Source organism: Novosphingobium sp. FG137 (assembly GCF_057809735.1).
The window spans coordinates 1-15835 of the sequence record NZ_JBMDKN010000015.1 but is presented as its reverse complement, the minus strand read 5'-3'; the positions used below and the strand labels follow the sequence as shown (position 1 = coordinate 15835).

At 61.5% G+C, this 15835-nt stretch carries 13 protein-coding genes; 9 read left to right on the top strand and 4 right to left on the bottom strand.

The window, feature by feature from the left end; translation table 11 throughout:
- Positions 1-72: 72 nt before the first annotated feature.
- Both ACODS2_RS23065 and ACODS2_RS23060 read right to left on the bottom strand, forming a co-directional pair.
- Positions 73-2538: a strawberry notch-like NTP hydrolase domain-containing protein gene (locus tag ACODS2_RS23065; RefSeq protein ID WP_489000828.1), complete on the bottom strand. Its 2466-nt coding sequence runs from the start codon at positions 2536-2538 to the stop codon at positions 73-75.
- Positions 2539-2611: 73 nt separating this feature from the next.
- Entirely contained in the window at positions 2612-3508 is an 897-nt protein-coding gene (locus ACODS2_RS23060; RefSeq protein WP_489000827.1) for a DUF7146 domain-containing protein, read from the bottom strand.
- 60 nt (positions 3509-3568) lie between these two features.
- Here ACODS2_RS23060 and ACODS2_RS23055 point away from each other — a divergent pair, with 60 nt between their 5' ends.
- Entirely contained in the window at positions 3569-4288 is a 720-nt protein-coding gene (locus tag ACODS2_RS23055) for a lytic transglycosylase domain-containing protein (RefSeq protein WP_489000826.1), read from the top strand.
- Positions 4289-4302: 14 nt separating this feature from the next.
- On the top strand, positions 4303-4500 hold the full coding sequence (locus ACODS2_RS23050; protein ID WP_489000825.1) for a DUF5818 domain-containing protein: 198 nt from the start codon (positions 4303-4305) through the stop codon (positions 4498-4500).
- A 9-nt stretch (positions 4501-4509) separates the two neighbouring features.
- On the opposite strand, the gene ACODS2_RS23045 is transcribed toward ACODS2_RS23050, so the two are convergent.
- Positions 4510-5763, bottom strand: a complete 1254-nt coding sequence (locus ACODS2_RS23045; RefSeq protein ID WP_489000824.1) for a tyrosine-type recombinase/integrase — start codon at positions 5761-5763, stop codon at positions 4510-4512.
- A gap of 519 nt (positions 5764-6282) precedes the next feature.
- Between ACODS2_RS23045 and ACODS2_RS23040 the strand changes: the two genes are divergently transcribed.
- The 6 genes from ACODS2_RS23040 (at position 6283) to ACODS2_RS23015 (ending at position 12582) form a co-directional block, all read left to right on the top strand.
- Complete coding sequence (locus ACODS2_RS23040) at positions 6283-7476, top strand: helix-turn-helix domain-containing protein (protein WP_489000823.1); 1194 nt, start codon at positions 6283-6285, stop codon at positions 7474-7476.
- A gap of 82 nt (positions 7477-7558) precedes the next feature.
- Positions 7559-8206, top strand: coding sequence for a ParA family partition ATPase (parA, locus tag ACODS2_RS23035; RefSeq protein WP_489000822.1), 648 nt, complete (start codon positions 7559-7561; stop codon positions 8204-8206).
- Positions 8207-8210: 4 nt separating this feature from the next.
- The gene (locus ACODS2_RS23030) at positions 8211-8501 is read left to right on the top strand and encodes a ribbon-helix-helix domain-containing protein (protein ID WP_489000821.1); all 291 of its coding nucleotides are present in this window, start codon (positions 8211-8213) and stop codon (positions 8499-8501) included.
- A 352-nt stretch (positions 8502-8853) separates the two neighbouring features.
- Positions 8854-9849: an AAA family ATPase gene (locus ACODS2_RS23025; RefSeq protein WP_489000820.1), complete on the top strand. Its 996-nt coding sequence runs from the start codon at positions 8854-8856 to the stop codon at positions 9847-9849.
- A 5-nt stretch (positions 9850-9854) separates the two neighbouring features.
- On the top strand, positions 9855-12356 hold the full coding sequence (locus tag ACODS2_RS23020) for a S8 family peptidase (protein ID WP_489000819.1): 2502 nt from the start codon (positions 9855-9857) through the stop codon (positions 12354-12356).
- Between the two features lie 58 nt (positions 12357-12414).
- Positions 12415-12582, top strand: coding sequence for a hypothetical protein (locus tag ACODS2_RS23015; RefSeq protein ID WP_489000818.1), 168 nt, complete (start codon positions 12415-12417; stop codon positions 12580-12582).
- On the opposite strand, the gene ACODS2_RS23010 is transcribed toward ACODS2_RS23015, so the two are convergent.
- Positions 12579-12986, bottom strand: a complete 408-nt coding sequence (locus ACODS2_RS23010) for a DUF2513 domain-containing protein (protein WP_489000817.1) — start codon at positions 12984-12986, stop codon at positions 12579-12581. The genes ACODS2_RS23015 and ACODS2_RS23010 overlap by 4 nt on opposite strands.
- A 302-nt stretch (positions 12987-13288) precedes the next feature.
- Here ACODS2_RS23010 and ACODS2_RS23005 point away from each other — a divergent pair, with 302 nt between their 5' ends.
- Positions 13289-15763: a strawberry notch-like NTP hydrolase domain-containing protein gene (locus ACODS2_RS23005; protein WP_489000816.1), complete on the top strand. Its 2475-nt coding sequence runs from the start codon at positions 13289-13291 to the stop codon at positions 15761-15763.
- The last annotated feature ends 72 nt before the right edge of the window (positions 15764-15835 follow it).

Below are 15835 nucleotides of genomic sequence, written 5' to 3'. Positions count from 1 at the left end.
ACCTGCGCCTCCCGCCGCCACACTCGACATAAACTGCGACTGCAAAGAAATCGTGTAATGTTGAGCTCAACATTAGACATACTCGCGCGGGCTGAGATCGATCTCGAGCGCCTCGCGTTCTTCATCGGACAAATCGGCAAGCCGCCGGTCGAGCATGGCTTCCGCCGTCGAGACGAGCTGGACCACCACGGCATTGCCCTCCGCGACCGCGGTGTCGATGGCAGGCAGCAGGCTTGGCAGCTTCATCGAGAGGAGCAGCTGTGCGAAGAAGCGCTGCTTGGTGCCTTCGAAGACCGAGAGCGCAGCAGACTTGGCGCCACTATTGAGCGTGCCGCCGGTGTCGGCATCGACAATCCGCGTTGCCTCAAGGGCATCGCGCAGATTGGCGTGGATGATGGCCCAGGCATCGGCATAGGCATCGTAGACTGCGATCTGGTCGGCGCTAAGAACGTGTTCGAGGATCTCGTACTCGACGCCAGCGAACGACAACGCCCGCGCGGTGTAGAGCCCCAGCGCCTTCAGATCGCGGGCGACGAGTTCCATCGCGGCGATACCGCCGGCGCGGATATCGGTGACGAACTCCTCCCGGGTCGCGAAGGCGGTCTCAGGTCCCGAGAGACCAAGGCGGGTGGCATAGGCGAGGTTGTTGACGTCCGACGCTCCGGTTGCGGAAGCATAGAGTACCCTCGCGCGCGGCAACAGGTTCTGGAGACGCACGCCGGCCACGCCCTGCTCAGACCCCTTCACCTTGCCGCGCGAGCCTTCGCCGCCGGCAGCATTGGCCATGGCGTGTGCCTCATCGAAGACGATCACGCCTTCGAAGTCTTCCCCGGCCCAGGCGAGGATCTGATCGAGCCGGGTCGCATCTGCGCGGCCCGAACGGAGCGTCGGATAGGTCACGAATAGGATACCCTCCTGCATCGTGACCGGGCAGCCGAGCTTCCAGGTCGCCAGGGGCTGGATGTCGATAGGCAGGCCTCCAAGCGCGGCCCAGTCGCGGCGCGCGTCCTCAAGCAGAGCCTCGTTCTTCGAGATCCAGATATGGCGTCGCTCCCCTTGCACCCAACGGTCGAGAATGACGCTGGCGACCTGGCGGCCTTTGCCGGCACCGGTGCCGTCACCGAGGAAATAACCCATGCGGTAGGCCCTGCCCTCGGCACTGGGCACCAGAACGCAACCCTTGTCTTCGGGCATAAAGAGACCCGTCAGATCGCGCGCGTGGGCGCTTGCCGCGTAGATTAGGGTTTCAATCTGTGCGGCCGACAACAGACCCTTGGCAATGACATGACCGGGCAGCCTGGGAACGACGGAAGGGACAGGCGCAGTGATCGATCCCATGGCGACCGATTCCACAAGCGGTGTCGGATGATCGGCTGCACCTGGTATCGCGATGCGGCTCGGGCGGTAGGGCAGATAGTGGCCGACCTGCTCTGGCGTCGCGGCCGGGACTTCGAGCGCAGAAAACGCAACCGGCGCAGTTTCCCCAGACCGCGATCCTGGATTTGTGGCGAGTGGCATCGGCCGTGCAGAGGGCTGAAGGAGCGGGATAGCCTTTAGCGGCCGGGGCGGCATCGCGGTGAGGCATGGCGGCGATGAGCGAGCCGGTACTGCATCGACGAGCGCACAGAGTTCACGGAACTCAAACACACGGCCAGTGACTGGCTCACTCGTCACATCGAGCTTGTCGATCACCAGCAGCCTGGTCGTGATGGAGGTACCGTGCGTAACGAACCCGCGCTCGATGATGAGATCGAGGCGGATGGCTGCAGGCTTGGCCGACCGGGCGAGGAAGCCTGGCAGATCGAACCACTCGGGAAGGATGGCGGCGAGCCGCCCGCCAGGGGAAAGCCGGTTCCATGCCGAGCGCAGATGCCGCGCCGCGGTTCGGCCATCGCGGCCGCGTTCCGCGCTCCACGAGTAGGGCGGGTTCATCAGAACGGTCTGCGGGCGGAATGCCAAAGCAAGAAGCTCGTCGATGAGCTCACCATCATGGCTGGAAACGCTGGCTGCGGGGAACAGACGAGTAAGACAGTCGCAGCGCAGCCCGGAGATCTCGTTGAGCGCGAGCCGCGCGCCAGCCTTGTCCGCCCAGACGGCAAGCATGCCGGTTCCGGCGGACGGTTCAAGAAGGAGCTCGCCGCGCGCAGGAGCACAAGCCCTCGCCGCCAGCCAGGCAAGGCGCGGCGGCGTTGCGAATTGCTGGAGTTCGACCTGCTCTTCGCTGCGGACGGTCTGGCGGGGAACCAGAACTTCCAGTTGATCGAAGTGCCGAGCGGCCTTGCCCGGCGTTGATCGGATATCGAGATCGGACCTCGACTGAAGCCAAAGGACCTGCGCAAGTTCGAGAGCTGCGTGGGCGTCGCGCACCGACCAGCGGCCCGCCGCGTCGCTGCCGCCGAAATGTGCGGCCAGTTCGGCATTGAGGACGGATCGCGAAATCGCGTCGCCGCGATCGAGTCGGTCGGCGAGCGCCTGTGCTGCCAGAAGGACGGCAGGCTGGCCTGAAAGGGGCAAGGCAAGAACGGGGAGAGTGGACATGGAAGCCTCCTGACGACACCCGCGCCATGCGGGTCTCAAGAAGCTCCAGGCCTCCTCCCCTCTCTTGTCCGGCTCAGACTTCGATCTTCTGCCGGGCCATCAGGACATCGTTGAAGTCGGCGCCCGGTTGTTCGGGACGATGCGTGACGATCACGCGCCCTTCCCGCTCATAAGCCGCGCGCGCGCGTCGCTCAGCCAGATCGCCAGCCGCATCGTGATCGATGAACAAGTGAAGTTCACTCACGCTCTCCGGGATCGCAACCAGCCCGAAGCGCTCGGTTCCGAGCGTCGCCCAGCAGGGAATGCCAAACAGCTCCTTTGCAGAAAGGGCTGTCTCGATCCCCTCGGCGAGCCCGAGCTTTCCGCCGCGAGGGCCGTGAAGTCGCACCGCGCCGCGGCCAAGAGCACCAAGCGCGCGCTTGGGCCCATCAAAGCGGGCAACGCGGAAGGTCTCAAACTCAAGAAAGGTGCGATGAAGCGCAATGACGCCGAGATCGGTACGCACAGCGGCGAGAAGCGATGGGTGAAACCGCACCAATCCCTTGGGACCAAGCGGCGTGCGCGGGTGATACCGCAGATCCGGTGAGCCTGCATGGATGGCGCGGCCCGCGAGATAGCGCTCAGCCGGGCTGTCAACGAGGCACGTCGCTTCCCGCCAAAGCCGCTGGATATGTTCGCTCGGCATCGCTTCCGGGATAGCGGTCCTGACCGGCTCGGTCCGTCCATCGAACAAGGTTGAGGACCTCACCCCTCGCTGGGCGAGCGCCGCCATGACTGCGGCGTTGGTACAGCCGGCAAAGCAATGGAACAGGATCGCCCGTGAACCAAGCGTCACGCTGAGCGAGGGTGTGCGATCTTCATGCGCTGGACAGCGGCACATGCCGCGCGAGCGTGACCAGGAGCCCTCAAGGTCGGCAACAATCTGACGGGCACGGGCTTCAAGACGATCAACAACAAGGGCATTCGACATCGGGCATCTCCATCACGGATGCCACCGCCCGCGCAGCCTCCACTCTGCGCCCATCACGACGTGCTTTATCGCACGACATGTTCTTTATATGTTCCGTTTCCTGATTCGGCAAAACGAGAATTTGTCATGGGAAAATGCTGGTATCTGTCCGCCGCCCTTGCGCTGTTCGCGCTCAGCAGCGTTCCTGCGGAGGCGCAGACAATGCAGGCGAATGCTCGCCCTGACGGCCCGCAGGCGCAAGGATCTGGGACTTTTCTGCGTCAGGATGGCTTCGTGCTCTACGAACATGGCATCTGGCCACGGTCTGCCAGCGAAAAAGCACATCGGATTGTGGCCTTCGATCAGCAGAGCGAGAAATCGCCAAAACAGACTACGGGAATAGATGCCAGGAGCCAAAGGAGTTGGCGCCGGACGATCTACCTGCCTCAGGTTTTAGCTGCTGAAGCCCGCTATTCCTTGCCAACTGGGCTACTCGATGCGCTGGTGTGGACTGAATCGCGATACAACCCCCTTGCGGTCAGCACAGCGGGTGCGGCCGGCTTGGGGCAACTGATGCCCGGTACCGCAAGAGCACTTGGCATCACAAATCGCTACGATCCCGGCACGAACATCCTTGGCGCAGCACGCTATCTGCGCCAGATGCTTGATCGGTTCGGTTTGGTCCACCTTGCCGTAGCTGCCTACAATGCCGGCCCAGGTGCCGTCGAACGGGCTGGCGGGATACCAATTAACGGCGAAACTCCGAACTATGTTCGGGACGTACTTCGCAATTGGCGCTGAGAATGAGGGATTAAGTGAGCACAGAACGGCAGCGCATCGCCGGGATTTTGGACCGTGCCAAGCGCGGCTTGATCCTGACGACTGACCTCCACGAAGTCTGGGTGATCGAGGCAGAAGAGGATGTCGAGCAGCTCATCGGCTCAAAGGTTACCGTCGATGGCGTCATCACCGGGATTGATCGCGTCCGTGCAGACTGGATCGGCAAGGTCTAGCGGAGGACTCTATGCCGCTCGCTTCCGACCCCGCTTGATATCGACGACCGATCCGACATCGAGGAAGTCCGCCCAGTCCTGCATCATGCGCCGACGCGGTGCGAGGTACTCCGCTGCGTTGTAGGCGCCTCGAACCTCATTCTTCTCGGAATGTGCGAGCTGCAGTTCGACCCAGTCTTCGTGGTAACGACGGATCCAGACGGGCGGATTGCCGAACTCGATCAACTGCTCATTCGCCCATGTACTCGCAAGGCCGCGGAACCCGTGAACCGTCTGCCGGGTATGATAACCAAGGCGGTAAAGTGCATAGATCATCGTGTTTTCCGACAGGGGCTTGTCCGGATGATTGCCGGGAAACAGAAACTCCCCTTTTGCAGAACCAATCATTGTCCTGACGATCGTCGCCGCTTGAGCGGACAAAGGCACGAGGTGCTCACGGCCCATTTTCATTCGGCTTGCTGGAATGCGCCATAATGGCTCGGGACTATCGAGACCTTCAAATTCGGTCTTGGTCGCAAATCGAAGTTCTTTGGTTCTGACCCAGGTTAGCAAGGCAAACATGACGGCATCGCGTGTGATCAAGGAGCGCCGCTCGCCCTCCTCCCGATAGCCGCGCAGTTTGTCGAGGAATGTGGGCAGCTCGCCCAGCGGAAGGCGGCTCATGTGCTGAACCCGCGGACGCGGCTTCAAAGCGCCGCGAAGGTTTGCAGTCGGATCATGGCTGGCAAGCCCGCAGGCAATAGCAAACTGAAAGACCTGACCCACGCCCTGCTTCGCGCGCCGGCTGATGTCGAGCGCTCCTCGCTTCTCGATCTTGCGGATCATGGCCAGCACGTCCGGCGGCGTGATCTCGTGAATGGCCTTCTGACCGATTGCAGGAATGACATCCCGCTCCATGCGCGACCACACGCGCTCGGCGTGCGCTGGGTTCAATGCACTCTTGCGGTTATCATGCCAGCGCTTGGCCACCGCCTCGAAGCTCTTGTCTTCGTCGCCTTCGCCCTCACCCTTGGCCCTCATGGGGTCTTGTCCTTGGGCGAGCTGGGCCTTCGCGGCGAAGCGCTTCTCTCTTGCAGCCGAGATCCCCACGGCTGGATAGGCGCCGAAGGACAGCAGCTTCTCCTTGCCCGCAAAGCGGTACTTCATCCGCCATAGCTTCGCGCCGTTTGGCTGAACGAGCAGGAACAGCCCCTCGCTATCGGAGAGCTTGTAAGCCCGGTCGGTCGGCTTCGCATTTCGGGCCTGAGTCTCTGTGAGAGGCATTGGGGGTATCGCTCCTTTCCGGCACTCCGCGAAAATACCCCCAAAATACCCCCAAACCAAATCTGGCTGCATGGGGACGGCATCGGGCACATGCGGACGCGAATCACCCGCAACCCTCTGCTTTCTCTTGAATTTTTGGAAGAATGCGGAAGGCCTTGGAAGCTTCCGGACCCGAGGTTGGTAGCGGAGGAGGGACTCGAACCCCCGACACGCGGATTATGATTTCTGGTGTCAGTCTGAAATCATTACATTTTTCTGTAAACTGCTACTCTAACCCCGCTTTTTCTATCAATGACTTACCCTTGGCCTGTAAACCGAATTTTCGGTCAATACTTGCCATTTCTTGGGCTTCGTATTGGTCGCCGATCCGCCGCTTCGGGTCAAGATTTTTCCGCCGTACTCTGGTCGCGCTAGCAAGTGATCGGCGCAACTTCAGGTGCCGCCGCAGTGCCGGCAGTTCCCTCATTAAGCCCCCTTCCCTGAAGCAGCCCTATAGAACGATCGGTAAAGGAGGCTCACATGAGCACCACCCTTGCCCATAGGGGGCTGCCCGCTGGCGTAGGGCGCTTCGATCTGCTGCGCCTGTTCGAGCAGGTGGCACGACCGGGCTTTGGGCTGTCCTCCACCGCCGTGGCGCTTGTCCGCCACTATGTCCTCAAAACGATGGATGGCGATTACCTGTCAGGCCGCATCTGCGCGGTCTGGACGCAGGCTCGCCGCTTTGCCGAGCAGCTAGGACTGACCCCGCGCTCGATTAATTCGGCCGAGCGCGAGTTGGAGCAGGCAGGCTTCATTGTCCGCAACGCCGGCATCAATGGCGAGCGCGCTGGCGATCGGCAGGATGGGGTCGTTGTCTGGGCGGCGGGCATCAACCTGGCCCCGCTGGTCGAGCGCTTTGCCGAGATGCAGGCCAAGGCCGAGGCATTGGAATTGCAGGCCCGCGCCATCCAGCAATGCCGCGCCGAAATCCGCCAGTTGGGCCAACGCATCCGTGAGGCGGGTGACGAAGATCTGCGCGAGCGGGCCGAGACCATCCTGCCTGATGGCCGAACAGCGCGGATCACCAGCATCGACCGCCTGATTGCCATCCGCGAGGCCCTGTCCGCCATGCTCGCTGCTATCGAATCTGCGCCCGAACCAGAGCCCCGTGCACTGAAAACTTCCGACGCGCCGGAAGAAAACTGCGCACCCAATATACAGGACAAAAACTCATCACGAAGGCGTACCGCGCGGCTCAGCGATCCGCTGGAGCGCATCCGGCCCGCGACCGCGCTAGTGGTGGCCACCGAGAGCTATCGCGGCATCGTCGAGGCGCTGGGCGGGCCAACCTGGCCCAACCTCGTTGAAGCGTCTTGGCGCAGTTGCGGACGACTTGGCATCGCCCAGAGCACCTGGGGCCGGGCTTGCCAGCAGTTCGGGCGGGAACGGGCCGCGCTCAGCGTGCTGCTGATCGACCGGAATGCCGAATTGCCGCCGGGCCACCGCTATCGGGTTGGCTCTCCAGCCCGGTGTCTGGCGGGGATGGTGCGACGGGCAGGCTCGTCAGGGGTGAACCTTGCGGGGCTTTTCCGGGCAACGGAGCGCAATGTCCAAGAGGCCCCGCAACAAACTCCAGCGCCTGAGCAAGCGGTCGAGCCCCAGGCTGGGCCTCTGGCTCATCTGACTGCGAGGCTGATGGCCAGGATGGAGCGACGCGTCAGCCCAGATGGCTGAACATGTCCAGCATCACACGCTTCCAAAGGCTCACACTCTCACAAGCCCACACGTCCACATGTGAACGGGCAAGGAATTCACCATGACAATAATCGCCATCGTCAGCCAAAAGGGCGGATCGGGCAAAACCACCCTGTCGGTCAATCTAGCCGCAGCCGCCGAAGCCGCAAATGCCGTCGCACTCATCATCGACACGGACCCGCAGGCCACCGCAAGCCAATGGGGTGCTTGGCGGGCGGACAAGGCGCCAGAGGTGATTGACAGCGCACCGCCCCGTATTCAAGCCAAGGTTGACGCAGCCAAGGCGCAAGGCGCGACGTTCGTCGTTATCGACACGCCGCCCCATGCCGACAGTGCGGCCAGCATAGCAGTTGAGGTGGCCGACCTGGTGTTGATCCCTTGCCGACCCAGTGCCTTTGATCTCGCTGCGATTAAGACCACGGTCAGTCTTGTGCGTTTGTTTGATAAGCCTGCCTTTGTGGTTTTCACCGCAGGCCCACCACAAGCGCCGCGCATGTACGAGGAGGCGGCTGAACTGGTTCGGGGCTTCGGGATCGAGGCTTGCCCGCACATCCTGCCCGACCGCGCAGTCTATCGCCACGCCAGTGCCGCCGGGGCCTCGGTGATTGAGTTCGAGCCCGAGGGAAAGGCCGCCGCAGAGATAGCTGCGCTTCACATGTGGACCATCGCACAGGTCACAATGCCCAAAACCGAACATGAGGGAGTGTGAATGCATGAGCCGCTTTGCCAACCTGGCGGACAAACCCAAGGTAAGCCCCAAACCGCAACCCCAGCCTGCCGCGCCCGACAAGGAAGAGGCCGCCGCTGCAACAGTGTCGATCAGCACCCCGCCTCGATCGAGCAGTCGTGTGGGGCGCAAGGCCATCGCCGCCTACTTTTCGCAGGAAATGTCACTGGCGATGCACGTATGCGCCCGCAAGCACGGCCTTAGCTTGCAGGAACTAATGGCTGAGGCCTTCGATGATGTTCTCCGCAAATATGGGCAAAGCCCGATGGGGAAATGATCATCCTGGCGGACGATCTGAAACGGCGGCTAGCAGCATCTGGTTACATTGAGGTGCGCTGCATTCACCGCCTCCAAGATCAGTACCCCAGATCACTCGGGAACGTCCGGTCCGGTAATCCTCCGCAACCTGAGCAGGCTCCCCTCGCGAGAGACCGCGGCCGGTCTTCGCACGCCGCTCGGCAAAATGAGGGTAGCAATGAAGGGCATTCGTAATGCCGCAGCTGCGGCCTGAATCAGCTCCGGAGATGAGATGGCCCCTGGGCAACAATCGCGCTTCAAATTTCACGAAACATGACGTATCGCTGGTGGCGTCACAGCTTTGCGACGCGAGGGAATGGAAAGCAGAATAGATGTCAAACGCCAAGCAAATACTGGCGATGTTACGCAGTCGCGCGGAAGGTGATGACGCGCAATTCTATTCTATTGCCTTGCAAGTTGCTGCATCTGAAGCCCGTCAAGGCCACCGTGACACCGCGAATGAACTTCGTTCCGCAGTAGATGCCGCGCGCGGAGCGGGCGGGGTCAAGGCATCTGTTCCCGTATCTTTTGCTGCCCCACGCGGCGATCTCGAGGGACTGCTCGACTATCGCGATCCAGTAATTGATCTTCAGGACGTTATTCTGAGCGCGTCGGTGTCCGAGCGGCTCAATGGGATGCTCTTGCAGCAGCGCAAACGCGATTGGCTGCGCGAACATGGCAAGGTCCCGTCAAGAAGCCTGCTGTTCGTCGGCCCGCCGGGATCAGGCAAGACCATGACGGCCGAGGCGATCGCAGGTGAACTGAAGCTTCCCCTCTTCATCATTCGGCTTGAAACACTGATCACCCGTTACATGGGTGAAACCGCAGCAAAACTGCGTCTGGTTTTCGATGAGACCCGGCGTCGGCGCGGCGTCTATTTGTTCGATGAATTCGACGCTGTCGGCGGTCATCGCACCGCGACCAACGACGTCGCTGAAATGCGTCGCGTCCTCAACAGCTTCCTCCAGTTCATGGAAGAGAAGACCTCGACGGACAGCCCGATCATCGCAGCCACCAATCATCCGGAGTTGTTGGACCGGGCGCTCCTCCGCAGGTTCGACGACGTGCTCGAATTTGAGATGCCGACCGCAGCGCAGGTTCGCGCGGTGATCAAGGCCAACCTCAAACCACTCAAGTTCCAGCGCGCAGGATGGACCGCGATCGAGCAGGCGGCGCGCGGGCTTAGCCAGGCCGAAGTCGCCCGCGCTGCGGATGAAGTCGTCAAGACTGCGATCCTTGAGCAGAGGAAGCAGACGACCACCCAGGAGGTCGTCGCCAAGCTCACTGAGCGCCAGGCCATGCGAACGGCGTTTGCGGTGAAGCTCTGAGCCCTGTGAGCGAACACAACCTACCGCACATCGATATCACTCCGCTTGCCCAGCGACGTACCTTCAAGTCGCCGGGCAGCAACGCACGGCAGCGCGCGCTAAACAGAGTGCGTGAGGATCACGGTCTCCGCCTCATCGCGGAAATTGGCAATGCCTTTGCGGAAGCTGAGGCCGGACAGCGCGGCCTGCCCGAACAGCCAGCGGACCTTGAGCCTGCTGGCGGCGTTTTCATTGAGGTTGAACTCAATCGGGGCACAGGCGCTACCAACCTTGAACGGCAAAGAGAAGGCACACGGCAAGCGGCCGAAATCGTCGACGAAAACGGCGTACGCCGCATTGCCCTGTTTGTCCCGGATGACATGCGCGATGCCTTTTCCCAAGTCTTTGAGGACTACACAAACGGCGAACTGAGCGAAAAGGGATCGCCGCCCAAGAAGACCCGGGTCGAACCGATTGAGCACATTCGCGCGGCTCGCCTGCAAAGTTTCTGGCGCGATGCTCCCGAATCATTGCCGGAAGACCCCCAGGCGCAGATGTGGTGGGCGCTCTGGTGCTTCAATGATCGCATCGACAGAGTTCTGGGCAGCGCTGCGGTGTTGGGGCTGCATATCGGCAACCCCGACACCTTTCTGCGTTTTCCGGAGACGACGGTGATCCCGGCATACGGACGGCGCGCATCAATCGAGATGTTGCTGTTCGCAACCGCAGGCATTTCGGAGCTGCGTCGCGCGAGCGACAGCCCGCTGGTGTTCACCCGGGACCTGAAGGACGACGCTCCGGAATTTATCGATGATCTCGCAGAGCGTGTAACCTGGCCAGGCAATGACGCGCCGGCGGTCTGCCTGCTCGACACAGGGGTCACTCGGGCGCATCCCCTGATCGAACCCGCTCTGTCGCCAGAAGATCTGATGGCAATCGACACGGCCTGGGGCGGGGACGATCACGAACACGGCGCTGGCCATGGGACCGGCATGGCGGGTCTTGCCTTGCATGGGGATCTTGTCGGTCCGCTCGCGAGCAATCAGCCAATCGAGCTCACCCACCGTCTGGAATCAGTCAAGATTCTGCCCCCTCCCGGCGTGCCGGACAATGATCCCCATTCCTATGGACCGATCACCCAGAGCGCCATTCTGCTCGCGGAGATCAACAACCCGGATCGTGACCGTGTTTTCTGCATGGCGGTCACCAACGAGGGGCGCAGCGGATCGGACGCGACGGCGTGGAGCGCGGCCATCGACCAAGCGGCGGCCGGAGCGGAATCGGACGATGCTGAAAATCCGTCGACTCGGCGGCTGATACTGCTCTCTGCTGGCAATATTCCCGACAATTCCATTGCCGCCGAAATCGCAGATGCTGATGCTTTCCCGGCAGAAGACCCGTCCCAGGCGTGGAATGCCCTCACGATCGGCGGATATACGGACAAAACGGAGATCGGCGAGGCAGGCTACGACAGTTGGACCACGATGGCACCGGTCGGTGCCGCCAGTCCTTACAGCCGGACATCCTTCCTCTGGGACACCAGCCAATCTCCATTCAAACCCGAACTCGTCTTCGAGGCCGGGAACAGGGCGCTCAGCCCGTGCGGGGCAGAAGCGGTAGCGGGACTTGATTCCCTTTCCCTCCTTGCGGCCTCCCGCCTCGTCGCTCAGAAGCCGCTGGATGCATTCTGGGCGACAAGTGCCGCAACCGCTCAGGCGGCCCGGATGGCGGCTCAGCTGACTGCTGCCTACCCGCATTACTGGCCGGAAACGATCCGTGCGCTGATGGTGCATAGTGCCCGTTGGACTGGGCACATGGATCAACTCGTCGCGCAGTGCGCGACAAAGCGAGAAAAGGCCGACTGCCTAAGACGGTTCGGTTACGGTATCCCCGATCTGGGGCGTGCGATGGCGTCGGCCATCGATGATCTCGCCCTGGTCGCACAAAACACGATTCGTCCGTTCCGAATGGAAGGCGGAAGCGTGCGATTTAACGAGTCGCATATCTATCAGCTTCCCTGGCCCCAGGACGTGCTTGAAGCACTCGACAACACTCGGGTGAGATTAAAAGTTGCCCTCTCCTATTTCGTGGAACCCAACCCCAGCTTTGCCACCAATCTGGACCCGGCACGCTACCAGTCCTTCGGCCTACGTTTCGATCTCAAGCGCTCGCGTGAGACGATTGGGAACTTCAATCGCCGCAACAATGCCGAAGGATACGACAAAGACGCTCCGCGCGCGGTCAATGAAACGAACGACGGCTGGCTATTTGGCGAAAAGCAGATCTCCTCGGGTTCGCTGCATGTCGACGTCTGGGAAGGCCCTGCTGTCGAACTTGCCGCCCGCAATGCTCTATATGTCCATCCGATCTCAGGATGGTGGCGAGAGCGCAAATCGCTCGGAAGATATGACCAAGAGGCGCGCTACGCGCTTGTGATCAGCCTTGAGACGCCGGGCGTTGAAGTCGACCTTCACACGCCAATTTCCGCATTGGTTCCCGTGCTGGTCGAGGTCCCCATCGAGATCTGAATAGCGAGCAAAGCCATTGCCGAAGCCTTCGATCCGGGCCATTCAACACCTCTACGCAATGTCGGACAATGGCTGTGCCTTTTCCGGCTGCACTGCGCCCATCATCGAAGACGGCCCAGGGTTGGCCGGCATCAACATGGGCGAAATCTGCCATTATCGCGCCAGCAAAGCAGGTGGTGAACGCTATGATCCCGACCAAACCGATGCGGAGCGGCACGGCGACTAGAGTTCCAGGTCAATGCCGGTGTGCTGCTCGATCTTCTTCTTGATCAGCCCTTTAGCGAGGGCCTTCAAGAGGTCGAGACTGAAGCCGCCTGCTTGTTTGACCCCGACCTTTGTTTCACGCCAAATGGCGGGGTCGCGGATTGTGTCGAGGAAGTCATGGCCGGCCCAAGTAATCTGACCGATCTGCCAGACCGCGCCGGACAGCTTCGCCTGGATCGTGATTAGGCCAGCGTTATCTAGCAGGGTCAGGTGATATTCTAGCAGTTCCGCCTGTTCACGCGGCAGTCTGCTTTCGCTACTCTCGCCCAGTATTTCGGCGATCTCGGGGGTCAATAGATCAAACGAGCGTTGCCCGCCCTCAATTTTCAGGAGCAAATCCCGGATCAGGTCCATGTCACGTTTCATATTGTGGTTTATAATACAGACCCGCTGGAAAAGCAGCGATCAATTTGCATCTGCCGTGGGCTACGGGTTTGCTTTATTGCGCAGTGAAAGGTTTAACGTCGGCTCCTGACAATCGCTGCGGTTCGACGTGTCGCATGAAAATGTCGGTAATGTTTCAAGACCCGTATTCCGGCAGTAATGCGGCCAACGTGAATATATGGCTGGTTTCGATGACCTAGCTTGGGTCCCTGATCGTTGGCTTTTGGGGCGAAAGTGAGAGTGGGAGAAGGCTTTCGAGTTCCCTGAACCCGAAAGGATTTTCAATGCCTCACTGCCAGCTCGAGCCTGCGGCGTATGTGGGCCAGCTTGCCGAAGCTGCCCACAATTTAGCGTTGCATTTTGCTGAGGGCGAAAAGCTTACCCGCACGATGCTCAATTCGGCCATGGAGGCCGCAACCGGCTCCACCTCGGCCTCGGGTGTATGGTCCCAACGCGACAGCTTCCAGATGCTGGAAATGGTGGTGATCCAATCGCTTCGAGAGCAATCTGTCCCATCGACAGTCGCGCAGGCACTTTCTTGCCTGAACGATCTCGAAGCTCGCCTGCCAACCCAAACGGTCCGCAGCGAGGAGCAGGTTGAGCATCAGCACTTTTCGACTCCGCTGGGTTTGGCCTGGTTGGCGGCACATCTTGCCGACATCCAGCCTGACGAGACCGTGCTTGACCCCAGCGCCGGCACCGGAATGCTGGCGATCTGGGCCAGACGTGCTGCCAGCCTCCATCTCAACGAAATCGATCCGGTCCGTCAGGAGATCTTGCGTCACCTGTTCCCCACCGCGCAGGTAACCGGTTTTGATGCTGCGCGCATCGGTGCCCATGTGACGCAGCGCCCCAGCGCCGTGCTGATGAACCCGCCATTTGCGCGCAATGCCGCTGGCCTCGAAGATCCCACCACAGCCGCCCGCCACCTGGCGGCAGCTTTGGGTGTTCTGAAACCCGATGGCCGCCTCGTCGCCATCATGCCCGATAGCTTCCAGCCCCAAGGTCGCCGAGCGGAACTGTTCCAGCGTGCGCTGCAAGGTGCGAGTGTGGCATTCCATGCCCGACTTGAAGGGGCCTTTACCAAACAAGGCACCTCGATCCCCGTTCGCCTGCTGGTAATCGACAAGCGCGCTGGAGCCATCAACAGCACCGTCGTCAACCGATCGAACCTCACAGACCTGCTTCCGTTCCTGTCCAAGGTTCCGGCGCGACGCCGTGTCGCGACGGAATTGCCGCTTGTGGCCGTGCTTCCTGCTCAGCCTTCCAAATCCACCGGGCACCTGCTTGGTGGATTCCGTTCCGCCGCGCCAACATTCCAGCCAGCAAAGCGGAGCAACGACGCCAGCGGCGTCATTCCTCTGGCCTACTCCGTCCGCGACACCATCGCCGACGCCGAGCAGGCCATCGGCGTCTATGTCGCCTATCGGCCGCAGCGCCTGGTCTTTGACGATGCCGAAGATCACCCGACCCAACTGGTGGAATCCGCAGCTATGGCTTCGGTCGCGCTTCCAGCGCCCAGCTACGTCCCCCAGCTTCCCGCCAAGGTGATCCGTGACCGTGTGCTGAGCCGCGCACAGCTTGAAACGCTGGTCCATGCGCTCGATGCGACCTCATCCGATCTTGCTGGCCGCTATCGCGTGCCGGAACGCGGGCTCGAACTGGTGCCCGATGCTGAAGGCGCCAGCTACCGGCGCGGGTTCTTCCTTGGTGATGGCACTGGCGCTGGCAAAGGCCGCCAGCTTGCCTCGATCCTGATGGATCAGTGGCTGCGCGGGCACCGCCGCCATCTCTGGATCAGCGAAAGCAATGCCCTGATCGAGGACGCGCGCCGCGATTGGCAGGCGCTTGGCGGCATCGCGCTCGACATTCAGCCGCTCTCCAAGATCAAGCCGGAAGCGAAGATCCGACAGGCTGATGGCATCCTGTTTGCTTCCTATGCCACGCTGCGCAGCGGCACCGGCGAGAAGACCCGCCTCCAGCAATTGCTTGAATGGCTGACGCCGGATTTCGACGGCGTGATCCTGTTTGACGAGGCCCATGCTATGGGCGGTGTCGCCGGCGGTGAAGGCCGGTTCGGCGCAACCAAAGGCTCGCAGCAAGGCATCGTTGGTGTCGAATTGCAGAACCGCCTTCCGCGCGCCCGCGTGATCTATGCCTCGGCCACTGGCGCTTCGGACGTGAACAATCTGGCCTATGCCACACGGCTTGGGCTCTGGGGCGAAGGCACGGCCTTTCCGGATCGCACCTCCTTCATCGCCCGCATTCGCGAGGGCGGCATTGCGGCGATGGAACTGGTCGCCCGCGAATTGAAGGCGATGGGCGTCTATACAGCGCGCGCGCTGTCCTATGCCGGGGTCGAGTATGACATCCTCGAACATGCGCTGACCCCGCACCAGATCGCAGACTTCGACGCCTATGCCGATGCCTGGGCGATCATCCACCGCAACCTTGAGGCGGCGCTGGGCGCAACGGGCGTCACCGATCCACTGGAGGGCAAGACCCTCAACGGGCAGGCGCGGTCGGCGGCGCGCTCGCGCTTCGAAAGTTCGAAGCAACGCTTCTTCGGCCAGTTGCTGCTGTCGATGAAACTGCCCTCGCTGCTTCCCGCTATCGAGGATGCACTGGCCACCGGCCACAGTGTCGTCATCCAACTGGTCTCGACCGCCGAAGCCTTGCTCGACCGGCGCCTTGCCGATCTCTCGGCCGAGGACCGCGCCGAGATTCAGCTCGATCTTTCGCCCCGCGAGTATGTCTAATGTTGAGCTCAACATTAGACATATTCTTTGCAGTCGCAGTTTATGTCGAGTGTGGCGGCGGGAGGCGCAGGT